Source organism: Blastococcus sp. SYSU D00868 (assembly GCF_054050575.1).
On the sequence record NZ_JBJGZO010000020.1, the window covers coordinates 53,262 to 69,010 of the forward strand.

15 protein-coding genes are annotated in these 15,749 nt (G+C 75.4%); 6 read left to right on the forward strand and 9 right to left on the reverse strand.

What is annotated here, in order from left to right; all coding sequences use genetic code 11:
- Positions 1-35: 35 nt before the first annotated feature.
- Genes ACI79F_RS16675 through ACI79F_RS16685 form a run of 3 tightly spaced genes read right to left on the reverse strand, consistent with a single transcriptional unit; the run spans position 36 to position 3,039 of the window.
- Entirely contained in the window at positions 36-1,565 is a 1,530-nt protein-coding gene (locus ACI79F_RS16675; protein WP_456545334.1) for an MFS transporter, read from the reverse strand.
- 5 nt (positions 1,566-1,570) lie between these two features.
- On the reverse strand, positions 1,571-2,362 hold the full coding sequence (locus ACI79F_RS16680) for an MFS transporter (protein ID WP_456545335.1): 792 nt from the start codon (positions 2,360-2,362) through the stop codon (positions 1,571-1,573).
- Positions 2,269-3,039 (reverse strand): MFS transporter, encoded by a 771-nt coding sequence (locus ACI79F_RS16685; protein ID WP_456545336.1) that lies wholly within the window; start codon positions 3,037-3,039, stop codon positions 2,269-2,271. The genes ACI79F_RS16680 and ACI79F_RS16685 overlap by 94 nt, the downstream gene beginning before the upstream one ends.
- Positions 3,040-3,267: 228 nt before the next feature.
- Between ACI79F_RS16685 and ACI79F_RS16690 the strand changes: the two genes are divergently transcribed.
- Positions 3,268-4,503, forward strand: coding sequence for an EAL domain-containing protein (locus ACI79F_RS16690; RefSeq protein WP_456545337.1), 1,236 nt, complete (start codon positions 3,268-3,270; stop codon positions 4,501-4,503).
- Here ACI79F_RS16690 and ACI79F_RS16695 read toward each other — a convergent pair.
- Positions 4,446-5,072: a dihydrofolate reductase family protein gene (locus ACI79F_RS16695; RefSeq protein ID WP_456545338.1), complete on the reverse strand. Its 627-nt coding sequence runs from the start codon at positions 5,070-5,072 to the stop codon at positions 4,446-4,448. The genes ACI79F_RS16690 and ACI79F_RS16695 overlap by 58 nt on opposite strands.
- A gap of 206 nt (positions 5,073-5,278) precedes the next feature.
- The gene (locus ACI79F_RS16700; protein ID WP_456545339.1) at positions 5,279-5,821 is read right to left on the reverse strand and encodes a GNAT family N-acetyltransferase; all 543 of its coding nucleotides are present in this window, start codon (positions 5,819-5,821) and stop codon (positions 5,279-5,281) included.
- A 35-nt stretch (positions 5,822-5,856) separates the two neighbouring features.
- On the opposite strand from ACI79F_RS16700, the gene ACI79F_RS16705 reads away from it, so the two are divergent.
- Together ACI79F_RS16705 and ACI79F_RS16710 are read left to right on the forward strand one after the other, a co-directional pair.
- Positions 5,857-6,681 (forward strand): SDR family oxidoreductase, encoded by an 825-nt coding sequence (locus ACI79F_RS16705; protein ID WP_456545340.1) that lies wholly within the window; start codon positions 5,857-5,859, stop codon positions 6,679-6,681.
- Positions 6,682-6,724: 43 nt separating this feature from the next.
- Entirely contained in the window at positions 6,725-7,801 is a 1,077-nt protein-coding gene (locus ACI79F_RS16710; RefSeq protein WP_456545341.1) for a winged helix DNA-binding domain-containing protein, read from the forward strand.
- A gap of 79 nt (positions 7,802-7,880) precedes the next feature.
- On the opposite strand, the gene ACI79F_RS16715 is transcribed toward ACI79F_RS16710, so the two are convergent.
- Complete coding sequence (locus ACI79F_RS16715) at positions 7,881-9,725, reverse strand: ABC transporter ATP-binding protein (RefSeq protein WP_456545342.1); 1,845 nt, start codon at positions 9,723-9,725, stop codon at positions 7,881-7,883.
- 69 nt (positions 9,726-9,794) lie between these two features.
- Between ACI79F_RS16715 and ACI79F_RS16720 the strand changes: the two genes are divergently transcribed.
- A complete protein-coding gene (locus tag ACI79F_RS16720) occupies positions 9,795-10,211 on the forward strand; it encodes a MarR family winged helix-turn-helix transcriptional regulator (RefSeq protein WP_456545343.1) in 417 nt (138 codons plus the stop codon).
- Positions 10,212-10,220: 9 nt separating this feature from the next.
- Here the strand turns inward: ACI79F_RS16720 and ACI79F_RS16725 are convergent, their stop codons facing one another.
- The 3 genes from ACI79F_RS16725 to ACI79F_RS16735 form a co-directional block, all read right to left on the reverse strand.
- A complete protein-coding gene (locus ACI79F_RS16725) occupies positions 10,221-10,757 on the reverse strand; it encodes an SRPBCC family protein (RefSeq protein WP_456545344.1) in 537 nt (178 codons plus the stop codon).
- Positions 10,754-11,089 (reverse strand): ArsR/SmtB family transcription factor, encoded by a 336-nt coding sequence (locus ACI79F_RS16730; protein ID WP_456545345.1) that lies wholly within the window; start codon positions 11,087-11,089, stop codon positions 10,754-10,756. Before ACI79F_RS16730 ends, ACI79F_RS16725 begins: the two co-directional genes overlap by 4 nt.
- Before the next feature lie 69 nt (positions 11,090-11,158).
- Positions 11,159-11,491 carry a thioredoxin family protein gene (locus ACI79F_RS16735; protein WP_456545346.1) on the reverse strand — a complete coding sequence of 111 codons (333 nt, stop codon included), beginning with the start codon at positions 11,489-11,491 and terminating at the stop codon, positions 11,159-11,161.
- Between the two features lie 258 nt (positions 11,492-11,749).
- Here ACI79F_RS16735 and ACI79F_RS16740 point away from each other — a divergent pair, with 258 nt between their 5' ends.
- A complete protein-coding gene (locus ACI79F_RS16740) occupies positions 11,750-13,846 on the forward strand; it encodes a hydantoinase/oxoprolinase family protein (protein WP_456545347.1) in 2,097 nt (698 codons plus the stop codon).
- Entirely contained in the window at positions 13,843-15,732 is a 1,890-nt protein-coding gene (locus tag ACI79F_RS16745) for a hydantoinase B/oxoprolinase family protein (RefSeq protein WP_456545348.1), read from the forward strand. The genes ACI79F_RS16740 and ACI79F_RS16745 overlap by 4 nt, the downstream gene beginning before the upstream one ends.
- Positions 15,733-15,749 lie beyond the last annotated feature (17 nt).

Here is a 15,749-nt window from a genome sequence, read left to right on the forward strand (position 1 = left end):
GTCCGCGGGGCGCGGTGCGCCCGGGTCCCGGGACCCTACGTCCGCGTCCCGGCCCCCGCACCGTTCCGGTACGCGTCCGGGTCGGCGGGGCCCTCCCGGCCGTCGCCGACCAGCGTCCCGCCCGCCACGACCGCGGCCTGCGGGTGGCGGCCGGAGACCTCGGGCTCCTCGTGCGTGACCGGGTCCCGGGGGACGGCGGGGACGAGCAGGGCGGCCAGCCCGGCGAGCAGCAGCCCGCCGGCGGCCAGCAGGAACGCGGTGGTGTAGCCCGACTCGGCCGGCACCCCCGACGGGCCCGTGCTCGCGGTGACCACGCCGGCGAGCACGGCGGTGCCGATCGACCCGCCGATGGTGCGGATGTTGGTGTTCATCCCGCTGGCCACGCCGGTCTGCGACGGCGGCACCGCGGCGACCACGAGGTTGGCCATCGCCGAGAAGGCCATGCCGAAGCCGACGCCCATGAGGACGCAGATCAGGCTCGCCAGCCACAGCGAGTCGGCGACCAGGCCGAACAGCGCGAACCCCACCGACGTGCTCATCGCGCCGACGACCAGCAGGTTCTTGGACCCGAACCGCTGGGCGAGCCGGCCGGAGGCGAGCCCCAGCAGGAACGACGCCGCCGACTGCGGCAGCAGCACCAGCCCGGACACGGTGATCGAGGCGCCGAGCCCGTAGCTGCTGGCCTCCGGCGTCTGCAGGAACTGCGGGATGAACGTGAAGCCGGAGTACATGGCCATGCCGAACAGCAGGCCGACGACGTTGCCGGTCCAGACGCCGCGCAGCCGCATCATCCGCATGTCGATCAGCGGCTGCCGGGCGCGGGTCTCCACGCCCACCCACACGACCAGCAGCACGGCGGCCGCGGCCAGCAGGCCGAGCACCGCGGGCGAGGCCCAGCCCCACTTCGGCGCCTGGCTGATCGACAGCAGCAGGCAGACCAGCCAGCCGGAGAGCAGCACGGCGGCCAGCGGGTTGATCGTGCCCCCGGCCCGCTCCCGCGACTCCGGGACGACGAAGTGGGCCGCGACGGCGGCGATCGACACGAGGACCAGCGGCAGCCAGAACAGCCAGTGCCAGCCGAGCGTGCCGACGACCGGCCCGGCCAGCACGGTGCCCAGCGCGCCACCGACCGCCATGAGCGAGGAGATCGTGCCGATCGCCCCGGTCACCCGCTCGGGCGGGAACTCGTCGCGGATGATGCCGAAGGTCAGCGGCAGCACGCCGCCGCCGGCGCCCATGAACAGGCGGCCCACGATCATCAGCGGCAGCGACGTCGCCAGTGCCGCGAGCAGGCTGCCGACCGCGACGGAGCCGAGCGCGAGCACGAACACGCGCTTCTTGCCGACCATGTCGCCCAGCCGGCCGAGGATCGGCGTGAACACCGCCGTCGCCAGGAAGTTCGCGGTGATCACCCAGGCGACGTCGGCCTGGGTGGTGCCGAGCTCCCGCTGCAGCGTGGGCAGGACGGGGGCCACCAGCCCCTGCTGCAGGACGAACGCGATGACGCCCAGCGCCAGGACGGCGTAGGTCAGCCGGTAGGAGACGCGGGGCGGGGCGGGGGTCACCGGCGTCACTCCTCGCCGGCGCCGGCCAGGGGCCCGCCGGCCACCAGGGCCGCCTGCGGGTGCCGGTCGGGCACGTCGGGCTCGTCGTGGGTCGCCGGGTCGCGCGGCACCCGCGGGACGAGCAACACCGCCCCCGCCGCGACCAGCGACGCGCCGGCCAGCAGCAGGAAGCCGGTCGTGTAGCCGCCCTCGCCGGGCACGCCGTCGGCCCCGGCCGACGCGGTCACCACCGTCGACATCAGCGCCGAGCCGATCGCGCCGCCGACGGTGCGGATGTTGGCGTTCATGCCGCTGGCGACGCCGGTCTGCTCCGGCGGGACGGCGGCGACGACGAGGTTGGCCATCGCCGCGAAGGAGGCGCCGAACCCCAGGCCGATGAGCACGGCAGCGACCACCGCCTGCCAGAACTGCTCGTGCACCAGCCCCATCACCGCGTAGCCCGCGGCGAAGCCGAGCACGCCGCCGAGCAGCAGCGCGCGCGAGCCCAGCCGGTGCAGCAGCGGGCCGACCACCAGGCCGGTGACGAACGACGTCCCGGTCTGCACCAGCATCACCAGGCCCGACTCGGTCACGGTGGAGCCGAAGCCGTAGCCGGCCGAGGGCGGGGTCTGCAGGAACTGCGGCAGGAACGCGAACGAGGCGTACATCCCGACCCCGGACAGCAGCGCCACGAGGTTGGCCGTCCACACGCCGCGGCGGCGCATCATGCCCATGTCCACCAGCGGGTGCCGGGCGCGCACCTCCACCGCGACCCAGACGACGAGCAGCACCGCGGCCCCGCCGAGCAGGGCCAGCACCCGCGGCGAGCCCCAACCCCACTGCGGGCGCGGCTGAGCCCCAGCAGCAGGCAGACCAGCCAGCCGGAGAGGACGACGGCCGCCGCCCAGCTGATGCCGCCGGGCTGCCGTTCGGTGGTCGGGGGCAGCAGCAGGACGGCGCCGGCCGCGGCGGCGACGAGCAGGACCAGCGGCACCCAGAACAGGCCCGAGACGCCGAAGGCCCGCTCGATCGGGCCGGCCAGGGCCACCCCGCCGCCGGCGCCCACCGCGCCGAGCGTGGCCAGGTCGCTGATCGCCCGGTGCAGCCGCTCGGGCGGGAAGGTCTCGCGGACCATCCCGAAGGCGATCGGCAGCACGCCGGTGCCCAGGCCCTGCACGGCGCGGCCGACGATCATCACCGGCAGCGTGCTGGCCAGCGCCGAGATCAGGCAGCCGGCGATGCTGAACAGCAGCAGCGCCACGAAGACCGGCTTGCGGCCCAGCATGTCGCCCAGCCGGCCGGCGATCGGGGTGGCGATGGCCGCGGTCAGCAGGGTGGCGGTGAGGATCCAGGTGGCGTCGGCCTGCGTCGTCCCCAGCGCCTCCTGGAAGGTGGCCAGCGCCGGGATGACCAGCGACTGCAGCAGCGCGCCGGCGACCATCCCGACGGCCAGGACGACGAAGGTGACGCGGTGCGACGCGCGGGCGGCCCGCACGAGTCGCTCGGTCGCCCGCCGCGACCCGCGCCCCGCCGCTCGGCCCACGTCGTCCCTCCTCGGCAGCCGGCGCGGGTTGCCGGCACCAACTTCCCACTGTGACAGGCGCCGTCGCGCCCCTCCCGCGGCGGGAGCCGCCGCGGGAGGGGCGACCCGTCCGGGTGAGACCACTCAATCGTGCGCAACGGATGCCGATGGAGGGGGGACACCCACCGGAAGGGGCCCCACGTGCGCCGACAGCGGTCCGCCGCCGATCAGCAGATCGCCGACCTGCTGCGGACGGCCCGGCAGTCGCTCGGGATGAGCGTCGCCTTCCTCAGCCGGTTGGACGGGACCACGCAGCACCTGGAGGTGGTCGAGGCCTCGGCGCGGGCGTCGGTGCTGGTGCGCGAGGGCGCCCAGGTCGCGCAGGAGACGTCGTTCTGCCAGGCGATCCTGGACGGCCGGCTGCCGGCGGTCATCCCCGACGTCAGGCGGTACCCGCTCGCGATGTCGCTGCCCTCGGCGCGCATCCCGCGCATCCGCAGCTACGTCTCGGCCCCCGTCCGGCTCAGCGACGGCAGCCTCTACGGCACCTTCTGCGCGTTCGGCTTCACGTCCGACCCCGAGCTGGGCCGGCGCGACCGGGCGCTCATGGAGGTCCTGGCCGGCGCCGCCGCCGTCGTCGTCGAGCCCGAGGTGCGCGACCAGCAGCGGCGCAGCGACATCGACGCCCGCCTCGACCCCGTCGTCGCCGGCGGCGGGCCGACCGTCGTGCTGCAGCCGATCGTCGACCTCGCCACGGGGGAGCGGGTCGGCGCCGAGGCGCTCAGCCGGTTCCCCGCCGACTGGGCCAAGGCCCCCGACGTCGTCTTCGCCGAGGCGCACAGCGTGGGTCGCGGGCACGAGCTCGAGGTGCTCGCGCTGCGGGGCGCCGCGGCGCACCTGGACCGCGTCGGCGGCTACGTCGCGATGAACGTCTCCCCCGCCACGCTGCTGACCCGCCCGTTCGCCGAGCTGCTGGGCACGCTGCCGCTGCACCGGGTGCTGCTGGAGCTCTCCGAGCACGACCAGGTCGAGGACTACGACACCCTGACCTCGGCGCTGCTGCCCTTCCGGGCGGCCGGGCTGCGGCTGGCCGTCGACGACGTCGGCGCCGGGTTCTCCTCGCTGCGGCACATCGTGGTCACCTCGCCGGACGTGTTGAAGCTGGACCGCAGCATCGTCGCCGGGGTGGCCGGCGACCCGGTGCTGCGCACCCTGGTCGCGTCGCTGGTCACCTTCGGGCACGGCTGCGGCGCGACCCTGGTCGCCGAGGGCGTGGAGACGGCCGGCGACGCGGCGACCCTCCTGTCGCTCGGCGTCGACCTGGGCCAGGGCTGGCTCTTCGGCCGCCCCGGCCCCGCCGAGGCCCTCTCGCCGGCGGCTCAGCTCTCGTACTCGGGCCCGATCGCGCCGGTCTCGACCTCGCCGGCCCGGGTGTAGGTGCTGAGGACGACGCCGGCCGGCGTCGTCCGCGAGGTGGCCAGCCGCCAGCTGCCGGGGCGCGCGCCCGCGCCGAACAGCCGCTTGCCCGCGGTCAGGACGACGGGGAAGGTCACCAGCCGGAGCTCGTCGACCAGGTCCTCGGCGAGCAGGGTCTGGGCGAGCCCCGGGCTCCCGTGCACCTGCAGCTCACCGTCGCCGTCCTCCTTGAGCCGCCGCACCGACGCGGGCACGTCGCCCTCGATCAGGGTGGCGTCCGCCCACTCCAGCGGGCCGGTCAGCGTGCGGGAGGCGACGTGCTTGGGCAGCTCGTTGAGCGCCTTGGAGATCGGGTCGTCGGTGGGCACCAGTGGCCAGGAGGCGGCGAAGATCTCGTAGGTCCCGCGGCCGAGGAGGAACGCGGTCGCCGGCCCGAACCAGGCGGTGACCTGCTCGCCGAGGGCGTCGTCGAAGTAGGGCACCAGCCAGCCGCCGTACCCGAACCCGCCCGAGGTGTCCTCGTCCGGCCCCCCGGGGGCCTGCACCACGCCGTCCAGGCTCGTGAACATCGTGACCACCAACGAGCGCATGACCGTCCTCCTCCCGCGCCCGCCGGTGCGGGCCGCGCCAGCAGAGACGACGGCCGGGCCCGGGACTCATCGGGTGGGCGGCTCCTCGGCCCCCGGCTCGTCGCGGGCCGGGTCCAGCCGCGCCGGCGCCCCTCGAGCCGCGCCACGGCGCGGCCCTCCGGCCGGTGGCGGGGGCCGACCCGCCGGGGGGACCGCCGGCCGCCCGCTCACCGGCGGATGCGGTAGACGACGTGGTCGGGCGGGTCGATCGGGTTGTCCGGGGTCAGCGGGCCCTCGGCGACCCGGGTGAACCCGGCCCGCTCCAGCGCCCGCCACGAGGCGACGTTGCCGGCGGCGACGGGGACGACGACGTCCCGCGCGGCCGGGTACCGCGCCCAGCCCTCGGCGACGAACGCCGCGATCATCGCCGCCGCGGCGCCCCGCCCGCGCATCGCCGGCTCCCCCACCAGGTAGTCGATGCTCAGCGCGCCGTCGGGCACGGGGTAGACGGGCGCGAGCTCGGCCAGGTACTCCGGGTTGTCGGCGAAGGTGTAGCGCTGCAGCAGGCCGAACGGCCGCCCGCCGGCGCAGGCGAGCTCGACCTCGGTGGGGTCGCGGCCGTCGAGCACCGGGCCGAAGTCGGCCTCCACCGCCTCGGGCGAGGGGTCGTGCGCCCACCACCGGGCGACCAGCGGCTCGGCCAGCCAGCGCCCGAGCAGCGGCAGGTCGGCGCGCCGCAGCGGGCGGAAGGAGACCTCGAGGCCCGGCACCGCGGCAGCCTAGGGCGCCGGGTACACAGGAGCGCATGTCGAAGACCTGGTTCATCACCGGCGCCTCGCGCGGGTTCGGCCGCGAGTGGGCCGCCGCCGCCCTCGAGCGCGGCGACCGCGTCGCGGCCACCGCCCGCGACACGGCCACCCTGGACGAGCTGGTGCGGCGGCACGGGGACGCCGTCCTCCCGCTGCAGCTCGACGTCGCCGACCGGGACGCCGGCATCGCGGCCGTGCGGCGGGCGCACGACACGTTCGGCCGGCTCGACGTCGTGGTGAACAACGCCGGCTACGGGCAGTTCGGGATGGTCGAGGAGATCAGCGAGGCCGAGGCCCGGGCCCAGTTCGACGTCAACGTCTTCGGCGCGCTGTGGATCACCCAGGCCGCGCTCCCGCTCATGCGCGCTCAGGGGTCGGGGCACGTGCTGCAGGTCAGCTCGATCGGCGGCGTCGTCGCGCTGCCCAACCTGGGGATCTACAACGCCTCGAAGTGGGCGCTGGAGGCGTTCAGCCAGTCGCTGGCCGCCGAGGTCGCGCAGTTCGGCGTCAAGGTCACGATCATCGAGCCGGCCGGGTACTCGACCGACTGGTCCGGGTCCTCGGCCCGGCACGCCGAGCCGGACCCCGCGTACGACGCCTTCCGGGAGAAGGTGATGGCCGGCCGGGCGAAGGCGGCGCAGTCGGCGGGCGACCCGGCGGCCACCGCGGCCGCCGTCCTGCAGCTGGTGGACGCCGAGGAGCCGCCGCTGCGCGTCTTCTTCGGCACGGCGCCCCTGGCGATGGCGACGAAGGAGTACGAGCGGCGGCTGGCGACGTGGCGGGAGTGGGAGCAGCTGTCGATCGCCGCGCACGGCGGGTGATCGCGGCCATCCGCTGACCCCGACCCGCCCTACGGTCGGGGGCATGACGCTCACCGCTGGTCAGGTCCTCGGCGCCCGCGTCCGCGCGCAGCAGCTGGACCGGGACGCCGGCACGGTCGCCGACACCGCCGTCCTGGACATCGGCGTCCAGGACACCGGGCCCGACGGCGGCCTGTGGGCGCTGGCCCTGCGCGGGGTGACCCCGCGGCCCGGCGAGCTGGCCACGGTCTGGTCGGTCCGCGGCGCGCCGCACCTGTACCGGCGGGCGGACCTGCCCGCGGTGGCCGCCGCGACCGCGCCGTTCTCCGAGGCGGACGCCGCCAAGCGGGTCTTCGACGCGGCCAGGCCGCTCAAGGCCGCGGGCATCCCGGTGCTGACCGCGCTGGACACCGTGGCCGCCGCGATGCGGTCCATCGCGACCGAGCCGGTGGTCAAGGGCGAGATGTCCAGCCGGCTGACGGCGGCGCTGGACCCGCCGTACCTGCGCCACTGCCGGCCGTGCGGGGCGACGCACGCCTTCGAGCAGCCGTTCCGGCTGGCCGCGCTGCGGGCGGGGCTGGAGCTCCAGCCGGGCACCTCGCCGCCGGTGCTGCAGCCGGTGCCGGGGTTCGCGGCGGCCGAGGAGGTGCCGGAGCGGTTGGACGTCGTCCGCGCGTACCTGCGGCTGCTGGGGCCGGCCACCCCGCAGCACGTCGCCGGCTACCTGGACGCCCCGGTCAGGGAGGTCCGCGAGCGCTGGCCGGCCGACGCCGTCGAGGTGGACGTCGAGGGCGAGCGGCGCTGGACCCTGGACCCCGACACGGCGGCCGGGGAGCCGCCCGCGGTCACCCGGCTGCTGGGGCCGTTCGACCTGTTCCTGCAGGCCCGCGACCGGGAGCTGCTCGTGCCCGACCCCGCGCGCCGCAAGGAGCTGTGGCCGGTGCTGGGCCGGCCCGGCGCGGTGCTCTCGGACGGCGCCCTGGCCGGCGTGTGGCGGCCGCGCAAGGCCGGCTCGTCGCTGACGGTCGCCGTGGAGCCGTGGGTGCGCTCGACGGCGCGGCTGCGGACGGCGGTCGACGAGCAGGCCGAGCGGCTGGCCGCCTTCCGCGGGGTCACGCTGAGGTCCGTCGAGTACGCCTGACCGGTCTGTCGACGAGATCTGCACAGTCGTCGGCATCAGCGGCTGATGGTGACGAGTGTGCAGATCTCGCGGCGGGGGCTCAGGCCGCCAGGACGGCCTCCCGCTCGCCGGCCGCGACCAGACCGGCGTACCGGCCGCCGAGCGCCACCAGCTCGTCGTGCGTCCCGCTCTCGACGACCCGCCCGGCCGCCAGGACGACGATCCGGTCGGCGTCGCGCACGGTGGACAGCCGGTGGGCGATGGTGATCGTCGTCCGGCCGCGGCGCGCCTCGTCCAGCGCCGCCTGCACCGCCCGCTCGGTGCGGGTGTCCAGGGCGCTGGTCGCCTCGTCGAGCACCAGCACCCGCGGGTCGCGCAGCAGCGTGCGGGCGATCGCCAGCCGCTGCTTCTCCCCGCCGGAGAACCGGTGCCCGCGGGCGCCGACGACGGTGTCGTAGCCGGCCGGCAGCGCGGCGATCACGTCGTGGACCTGCGCCCGCCGCGCCGCCGTCTCGATCTCGGCGTCGGTCGCCTCGGGCCGGGCGTGCCGCAGGTTCTCCCGCACGGTCGTGTGCAGCAGGTAGGTCTCCTGCGCGACGACCCCGACCACCTCGGCCAGCGTGGCCAGCCGCAGGTCGCGCAGGTCGACGCCGTCCAGGGTGACCCGCCCGGTGGTGGGGTCGGCCAGCCGGGCCACCAGCGAGGCGAGCGTGCTCTTGCCCGAGCCGGTCTCCCCCACCAGCGCCAGCGTGCTGCCGGCGGGCACGGTCAGGTCGACGTCGGCCAGCGCCGGCCGGCCGCCGTCGGGGTAGCTGAAGCCCACGTGCTCGAAGCGCAGCTCGCCGCGCACCCGCGCGGGGTCGAGCGCCACCGGATCGGCCGGGTCGTCGATCTCCACCGGCAGGTCCAGGTACTCGAAGACCCGGCTGAACAGCGCCAGCGAGCTCGTCACCGAGACACCGACGTCCAGCAGCTGCATGAGCGGGCGGAACAGCGCCCCCTGCAGCGTCGTGAACGCCACCAGCGTGCCGATCGTCATCCCGCCCGAGGTCGCCGGCAGGCCGGCGAACAGGTAGATCAGCGCCGGGATGCCGGCGAAGACGATGCTCATCGTCGCCATCCGCCAGCGGCCGGCCAGCTGCGAGCGCACCTCCAGGCCCACGAGCTCCTGCGACGTCGCGGCGAACCGGCGCGACTGGGCGGGCCCGGCGCCGAGGGTCTTGCCCAGCAGCACGCCGCTGACCGACAGCCCCTCCTCGACCTGCCCGTGCAGGTCGGCGAGAGAGCGCTGCCGGCGGGCGGTGACCTCGCGGCGCATCCGCGCCACGCGGCGGGTGAGCACGATCGCCGGCGGCAGGACGACGAGCGACAGCAGCGACAGCCGCCAGGACAGCGCGACCATCGCCACCACCGTGCCGATCACGGTCGTGGCGTTGGACGCCAGCGAGGTCGCCGTCGAGGTGACCACCGACTGCATGCCGCCGATGTCGTTCATCAGCCGCGACTGGACCTCGCCGCCGCGGGTGCGGGTGAAGAAGCCCAGCGACTGGCGCTGCAGGTGGCCGAAGACCGCCGTCCGCAGGCCGTGCATGACGCGCTGGCCCACCGTCGTCGACAGCCATGTCTGGACCACCCCCAGGACGGCGGTCAGCGCGGTCACGGCCACCATGCCGGCGACCGCCCACACCAGCAGCGGGACGTCCTGCCGCGGGAGCGCCTCGTCGATCACCAGCCGGACGAGGAACGGCGTGGCCAGCGCGACGGCGGAGGAGGCGACGATGAGCGCCACCACGGTCGCGACCGGCCAGCGGTAGGGGCGGAACAGCGCCGTCACGCGGCGCAGGGGGACGGGCGAGCGCTCCAGCTGCGCCCGGTCCGCGGGGTCCACGGTGCGGCCGCCCCGGCCGCTGCCGCCCCGCGTGCTCATGTCGTCGACGACGACCACCTCCGGTCTCCGGATTCGTGAGGCTACCTCACGTTCCGGTAACCGCAGCGTCGTCGCTACCATTCCCGGGTGGCCGCACCCGACCCGGCGACGCTGGGCGACCTGCTCATGCGGGCCGCCCGTGCCCAGCGCGGCCGGTGGCGGGAGGTGCTCGCCCCGTGGGAGCTCTCCCCCCACCAGGCCCGGGCGCTGCGGGTCGTCGGCGGCCGGGAGGGCATGCGCCTGTCCGCGCTGGCCGAGGCGCTGCACATCGCGCCCCGCTCGGCGACCGAGGTGGCCGACGCCCTGCAGGAGCGCGGACTGGTCGAGCGCGCCGCCGACCCGGCCGACCGGCGCGCCGTCGTCCTCCGGGTGACCGAGGAGGGGCACCGGGTGCTGGGCGAGGTGGACGCCGCCCGCGAGGCCGACAGCCGCGCGCTGTTCGGCCGGCTGTCGGCCGCCGACCGCGCGGAGCTGGCCCGGCTGCTGCAGACCCTCCTCGACTGACGCGGGCGGTCAGTCGGTGGCGGCCGGAGCGGGGATCTCGGCGCCGGAGGGCAGGCCCGCCTCGACGTGCGCGGCGTAGACCGGCTCCCAGTCCTGGCCGTCCTCCCCGTGCGGACCGGTGCCGGGGCGGCCCTCCAGCACCCGCTCCAGCGAGCGCAGGCAGACGAACCAGCCGCCGGCGTTGCGCGCGGCCGCCGGCCGCTCGTCGAGCACGTTCAGCAGGGTCAGCCGGCAACCGCCGTCCGCCTCCTCGACGGTCAGGTGCACCTCGTCGGCGTACCAGGAGAAGGCCAGCCGGTGCGGCGGGTCCCAGACGAGGACGACGCCCTCGGCGTCCACCGCGTACGGGTCGTCGGAGAAGGTGATCCGGCCGCCCTCCCGCGGCTCGATCGTCACGGTCGAGGGGAACCAGTGCGCCAGCTCGGCCGGGTCGCTCACCGCGCGCCAGACCCGCTCGACCGGGTGCGGGTAGCTGCGCACGAACCGGACGGCGGGCCGCCCCTCGTGCTCGACGTAGGTGCCCAGGCCGGCGGGTGCGGTGCTCATCGGGTCTCCTCGGGGTCGGTGCGGTCGAGGTGGGCGCCCAGCCGGTCCAGGGCCGGGTTCCACAGGTCGCGGTAGGGCGCCAGCCAGGCGTCGAGCTCGGCCAGGGGCGCGGGGTCGAGGGCGTAGATGCGGCGCTGGGCCTCGGGCAGCACCCGGACCAGGCCCGCCTCGCGCAGCACCCGCAGGTGCTTGGACGTGGCCGGCTGGGACAGCCGCAGCGCGCCGACCAGCTCACCCACCGCGTGCGGGCGCCGCCGCAGCAGGCCGATCACCGCCCGGCGGTTCGGATCCGCCAGCGCCGTCCACGTCGACTCCCGCACGCCGACGAACATGCCCCTCCGGGCATATGCCTGTCAAGGCATATGCCCGGAGGCCCTGCGGCTCGAGGACGAGCGCGCCGCTCAGGCGGGCACCGGCAGGTAGGGCGCCAGGGCCTCGACGATCGCCCAGCCGGGGCGGCCGCCGACCAGCGTGGTCACCAGCTCGCCGCGCACGAACAGGCCCATCGTGGGCAGCCCCATCACCTGGTAGCGCCGGGTGGTCTCGGGGTTGGCGTCGACGTCGAGGGTCACCACCCGCAGCCGGCCGGCCTGCTCGTCGGCGAGCCGGTCGATGGTGGGGGCGAGCACCCGGCACGGCGGACACCACTCGGCGCCGAAGTCGACCAGCACCGGCAGCGGGCTCTCGAGCACGTCGCGGGCGAAGGTGGCGTCGGTGGTGGGGACGGCGGGCATCGGTGCCTCCTGGTGCCGGGGCGGGGCGAGCGGCGTCACCGTGGCGCACCGCCCCGCCGCTGCCCAGCGGTTGCCCCGCGGACGGACCGGTCGGTCGCGCGCAACCCGGTGGCGGTCACCGCGCGGGAGCGACCAGGCACGTCGAGTCGTGACCGGAGGACCGACGGCCGCGCCACCGTCCGTGGCCGCACCCGGGCCGCACCCGGGACCCGCGTGCACCGCTTCCCGTCGGCGATTGCTCATCGCTAAGGTACCGACATGAGCGCCCCTCCCGCCGCGCGCCGGATCCGCATCGGCATCGACACCGGGGGGACGTTCACCGACGTCGTCGCCGTCGACGAGCACACCGGGCGGACGACGACCACCAAGACGCCGTCCACGCCCGCCGACCCGGCCGAGGGCTTCCTGGCCGGCGTCCGCAAGGTGCTCGGGCTCATGGGTCTGGGCGGGGACGCGGTCACCGCGGTCAGCCACGGGACGACGGTCGCGACCAACCAGCTGCTCGAGGGCAAGCTCGACCGGATCGGCTTCATCACCACCGAGGGCTACGAGTCGGTGCTGGAGATCGCCCGCCAGTCGGTGCCCGACGGCTACGGCAACAGCTACTTCTGGGTCAAGCCGCCGCGGATCGTGCCGGCCGACCTGGTGCGCACCGTCCGCGGCCGGCTCGACGTGCACGGCGGCGAGGTGCGCCCGTTCGACCGGGACGACGCCGTGGCCGCCGCCCGCTTCTTCCGCGACGCCGGCATCACCACCGTCGGCGTCTGCTTCCTGCACGCCTACGCGAACGACGCGCACGAGCGGGCCATGCTCGAGGTGCTGCGCGCGGAGCTGCCCGGGGCGGTGGTGTCGCTGTCCAGCGAGGTGCTGCGCGAGTACCGCGAGTACGAGCGGTCGGTGACCACGCTGGTCGACGCCGCGGTCAAGCCGCGGGTGGGCGCCTACGTCACCAACATCCGCACCCGGCTCGACGAGATCGCGCCCGGCGTGCCCTTCTACGTGATGAAGAGCAACGGCGGCGTGCTGTCGGCCGAGGAGGTCGTGCACCAGCCGATCACCACGATGCTGTCCGGCCCGGCCGCCGGCGCGCTGGGCGCCGCGCTGATCGCCGGGGCCGCCGGCTTCGACCGGGTGCTGACCTGCGACGGCGGCGGCACCTCGACCGACGTCACGGTCGTGGTGGACGGCGAGCCCACGCTGACCACCGAGGGCTCGGTCGGCGCCTACCCGAGCAAGATCCCGATGATCGACGTCGTCACCGTGGGCGCCGGCGGCGGCTCGATCGCCTGGCTGTCGCCGGAGGGCACGCTCAAGGTCGGCCCGCAGTCGGCCGGCGCCGACCCCGGCCCGATGTGCTATCCCTCCGGCGGGGACCGGCCGACGGTGACCGACGCGCACGTCGTCCTCGGCCGGATCCCGCCGCACCTGCTGGGCGGGGAGATCCCGCTGTCGGTGGACGCCGCCCGGGCGGGCCTGGAGCGGCTGGGCGAGCAGCTCGACCTGTCCCTGGAGCGCACCGCCACCGGCATCCTCGAGATCTCCGCCTGGAACCAGGCCAACGCGCTGCGCCAGGTCACCGTCGCCCGTGGCCTCGACGTCCGCGACTTCACGCTCACCACCTTCGGCGGCTCCGGCTCCCTGCTGGCCTGCCGGCTGATGGACGTGCTCGGCCTGCCCCGGACCCTGGTGCCGCCGAACCCCGGCAACGTCAGCGCGTTCGGGCTGCTCACCGTCGACGTCCGCAACGACTACGTGCAGACCGTGGTGTCCCGGCACGCCGACCTGGACCTCGACCGCGTCCGGACCGTCTACGCCGGGCTCGAGGACCGGGCCCGCGCCGCGCTGGACGGCGAGGGCTTCGGCCGCGACGAGCAGCGGATGCAGCGGACGGCGGACCTGCGCTACGTCGGCCAGGCCTTCGAGGTGCGGGTGCCCGTGCGCACGCCCGACGACGGAGCCGAGCTGGGCGTACAGGACGCCGACGAGGTCGCCGAGGCCTTCCACGCCGCGCACCGCCAGCTGTACGGCTACGACTTCGCCGACGACCCGCGGCAGGCCGTCGAGTGGGTGAACCTGCGGGTGAGCGGGATCGGGCCGATCCGCCGTCCGGACCTGGTGGAGCTGGCGCCGGGCGAGGGCGGGGTGGAGCGCGCCGTCACGGGCTCGCGGCGGGTGTTCTTCGACGACTGGCTGGACACCCCCACCTACGACCGCACCGGGCTCGCCCCCGGCGACGTCGTCACGGGACCGGCCATCATCGAGGAGTTCGGCTCGACCGTGCCGGTGCACCCGGGGTTCGCCGCCACCGTCGACGCCCACGGCAACCTGCTGCTCACGAGGGAGACCGCCCGATGACCGAGGTCCAGCCGCAGCAGCAGCAGAAGGTCGAGGCCGACCCGGTCCTCGTGGAGATCGTCGCCGGCACCCTGGCCGCGATCGAGAAGGAGGTCGAGACGGCGATCGGGCGCACCTCGCGGTCGCCGATGATCCGCGACGCCCACGACTTCCGCGCCGGCATCCACGACCGCCGGATGCGCAAGCTCACCGGCCGCTCGTACTCGGCGCTGGTGCAGCCGGTGGTGCGCGACTACCCGATCGAGACGATGAACGTCGGGGACGTCTTCTTCCACAACGACGTCTACCTCTCCGAGGGCGGGATCGGCCACCTGCCCGACCTGTGCGTGACCGTGCCGGTGTTCGCCGGCAACCCCGAGACGGGGGACCCGGAGGTCGTCGCCTTCGTGCAGGCCTTCGGCCACCACGACGACATCGGCGGCGCGGTGCCGGGCTCGATGCCCTCGGCGGCGACGTCGGTGTTCGAGGAGGGCCTGATGGTCCCCCCGATCAAGCTGTGGGACCGCGGCGTGCCCAACGAGAGCGCGCTGAAGATCATGACCCGCAACTCGCGGATGCCCGACTCGCTCGCCGCCGACCTCGACGCCGAGTGCTCGGCCTGCCTGGCCGGCGCGCGGCGGCTGGGCGAGCTGTTCGACCGGTACGGCGTGGCCGCGGTCGAGGCCTGCTTCGAGGCGATCCTGGCCGGCTCCACCGAGGTGTACCGGCGGGAGATCCTGTCGCAGATCCCCGACGGCACCTACGTCTGGGAGGACTACGCCGAGCACGACGGCGTCGAGGAGCCCAAGCTCCACCGGCAGCGGATCACCCTCACCATGGACTCCTCGGCGGAGGTGCCGCTGGTGATCGACTTCACCGGCACCGGCCCGCAGGCCAAGGGGCCGATCAACCACTGCGGCGACTACGCCGACGGCAACTTCCTCAAGAAGTGGCTGGCGCCGATCCTGCGCAACCTCGCCGAGACGCCGGAGCGGATGGCGCAGCTCGACGTCAACGAGGGCGTCGTCCCGCTGATCGAGATGCGCTTCCCGGAGAAGGGCACGCTGCTCACGCCCGTCTTCCCCGCGCCGACCAACGCCCGGACGTTCGTCATCCTCCGGCTGCTCGGCGTCCTGGCCGGCGTGCTGGCCAAGGCCACCGGCGGCCGGATGCCCGCCGACCAGGAGACGATCCGCTACACCGGCGTCTACGGCACCGACCACGACGGCCAGCCCTACCTCATGCGGGAGGTGCTCGGCGGCGGCTCGGGCGGGCGGTACTACGCCGACGGCGAGGACACCATCCACGTCGTGCCGGACTCGCGGAACCTGCCGACCGAGTTCACCGAGTCCCGCTTCCCGCTGCGGGTCGAGCGGCTCGGTCTCGCGATCGACTCCGGCGGCCCGGGGCGCCACCGCGGCGGCTGCGGCTACGAGAAGCACATCCGGGTGCTGCGCGACGCGCACTTCATGTCGATCGCCGACCGCTCGATCCTCGCCTGCTGGGGCGTGAACGGCGGGAAGGCGGGGCGGCCGTTCTCGATCACGGTGGACCCCGGCGGCCCGGACGAGCACGAGGTCGACGCGCTGGCCGACGCCGAGCCGCTGCCGGCCGGCACCGTCGTCCGGATCCGGACCACCGGCGGGGGCGGCTGGGGCGACCCGCTGGACCGGCCGGTCGAGGAGGTGCTGCGCGACATCGCCTGGCGCAAGGTCTCGGTCGCCGGCGCCCGGGACGACTACGGCGTCGTGGTCCGGGACGACGGCACCGCCGACGAGGCGGCGACGACGGCGCTGCGCGACGAGCGGCGGGCTGCCCGCACCGGGGACGAGCCGTTCTTCGACCGCGGCCCCGGCTACGCGACGCTGTCGGGCGGCGCGGCGTTCAACGAGTTCGACGTCCTGTAGGTCCTCCCGGGTCTCCG

Excerpts from the sequence above, each read along its gene's own strand:
- ACI79F_RS16735 (WP_456545346.1), bottom strand. The coding sequence starts at position 11,491 with ATGCCCGCCGTCCCCACCACCGACGCCACCTTCGCCCGCGACGTGCTC.
- ACI79F_RS16725 (WP_456545344.1), bottom strand. The coding sequence starts at position 10,757 with ATGAGCACCGCACCCGCCGGCCTGGGCACCTACGTCGAGCACGAGGGG.
- ACI79F_RS16730 (WP_456545345.1), bottom strand. The coding sequence starts at position 11,089 with ATGTTCGTCGGCGTGCGGGAGTCGACGTGGACGGCGCTGGCGGATCCG.
- ACI79F_RS16695 (WP_456545338.1), bottom strand. The coding sequence starts at position 5,072 with ATGCGCTCGTTGGTGGTCACGATGTTCACGAGCCTGGACGGCGTGGTG.
- ACI79F_RS16745 (WP_456545348.1), top strand. The coding sequence starts at position 13,843 with ATGACCGAGGTCCAGCCGCAGCAGCAGCAGAAGGTCGAGGCCGACCCG.
- ACI79F_RS16740 (WP_456545347.1), top strand. The coding sequence starts at position 11,750 with ATGAGCGCCCCTCCCGCCGCGCGCCGGATCCGCATCGGCATCGACACC.
- ACI79F_RS16710 (WP_456545341.1), top strand. The coding sequence starts at position 6,725 with ATGACGCTCACCGCTGGTCAGGTCCTCGGCGCCCGCGTCCGCGCGCAG.
- ACI79F_RS16705 (WP_456545340.1), top strand. The coding sequence starts at position 5,857 with ATGTCGAAGACCTGGTTCATCACCGGCGCCTCGCGCGGGTTCGGCCGC.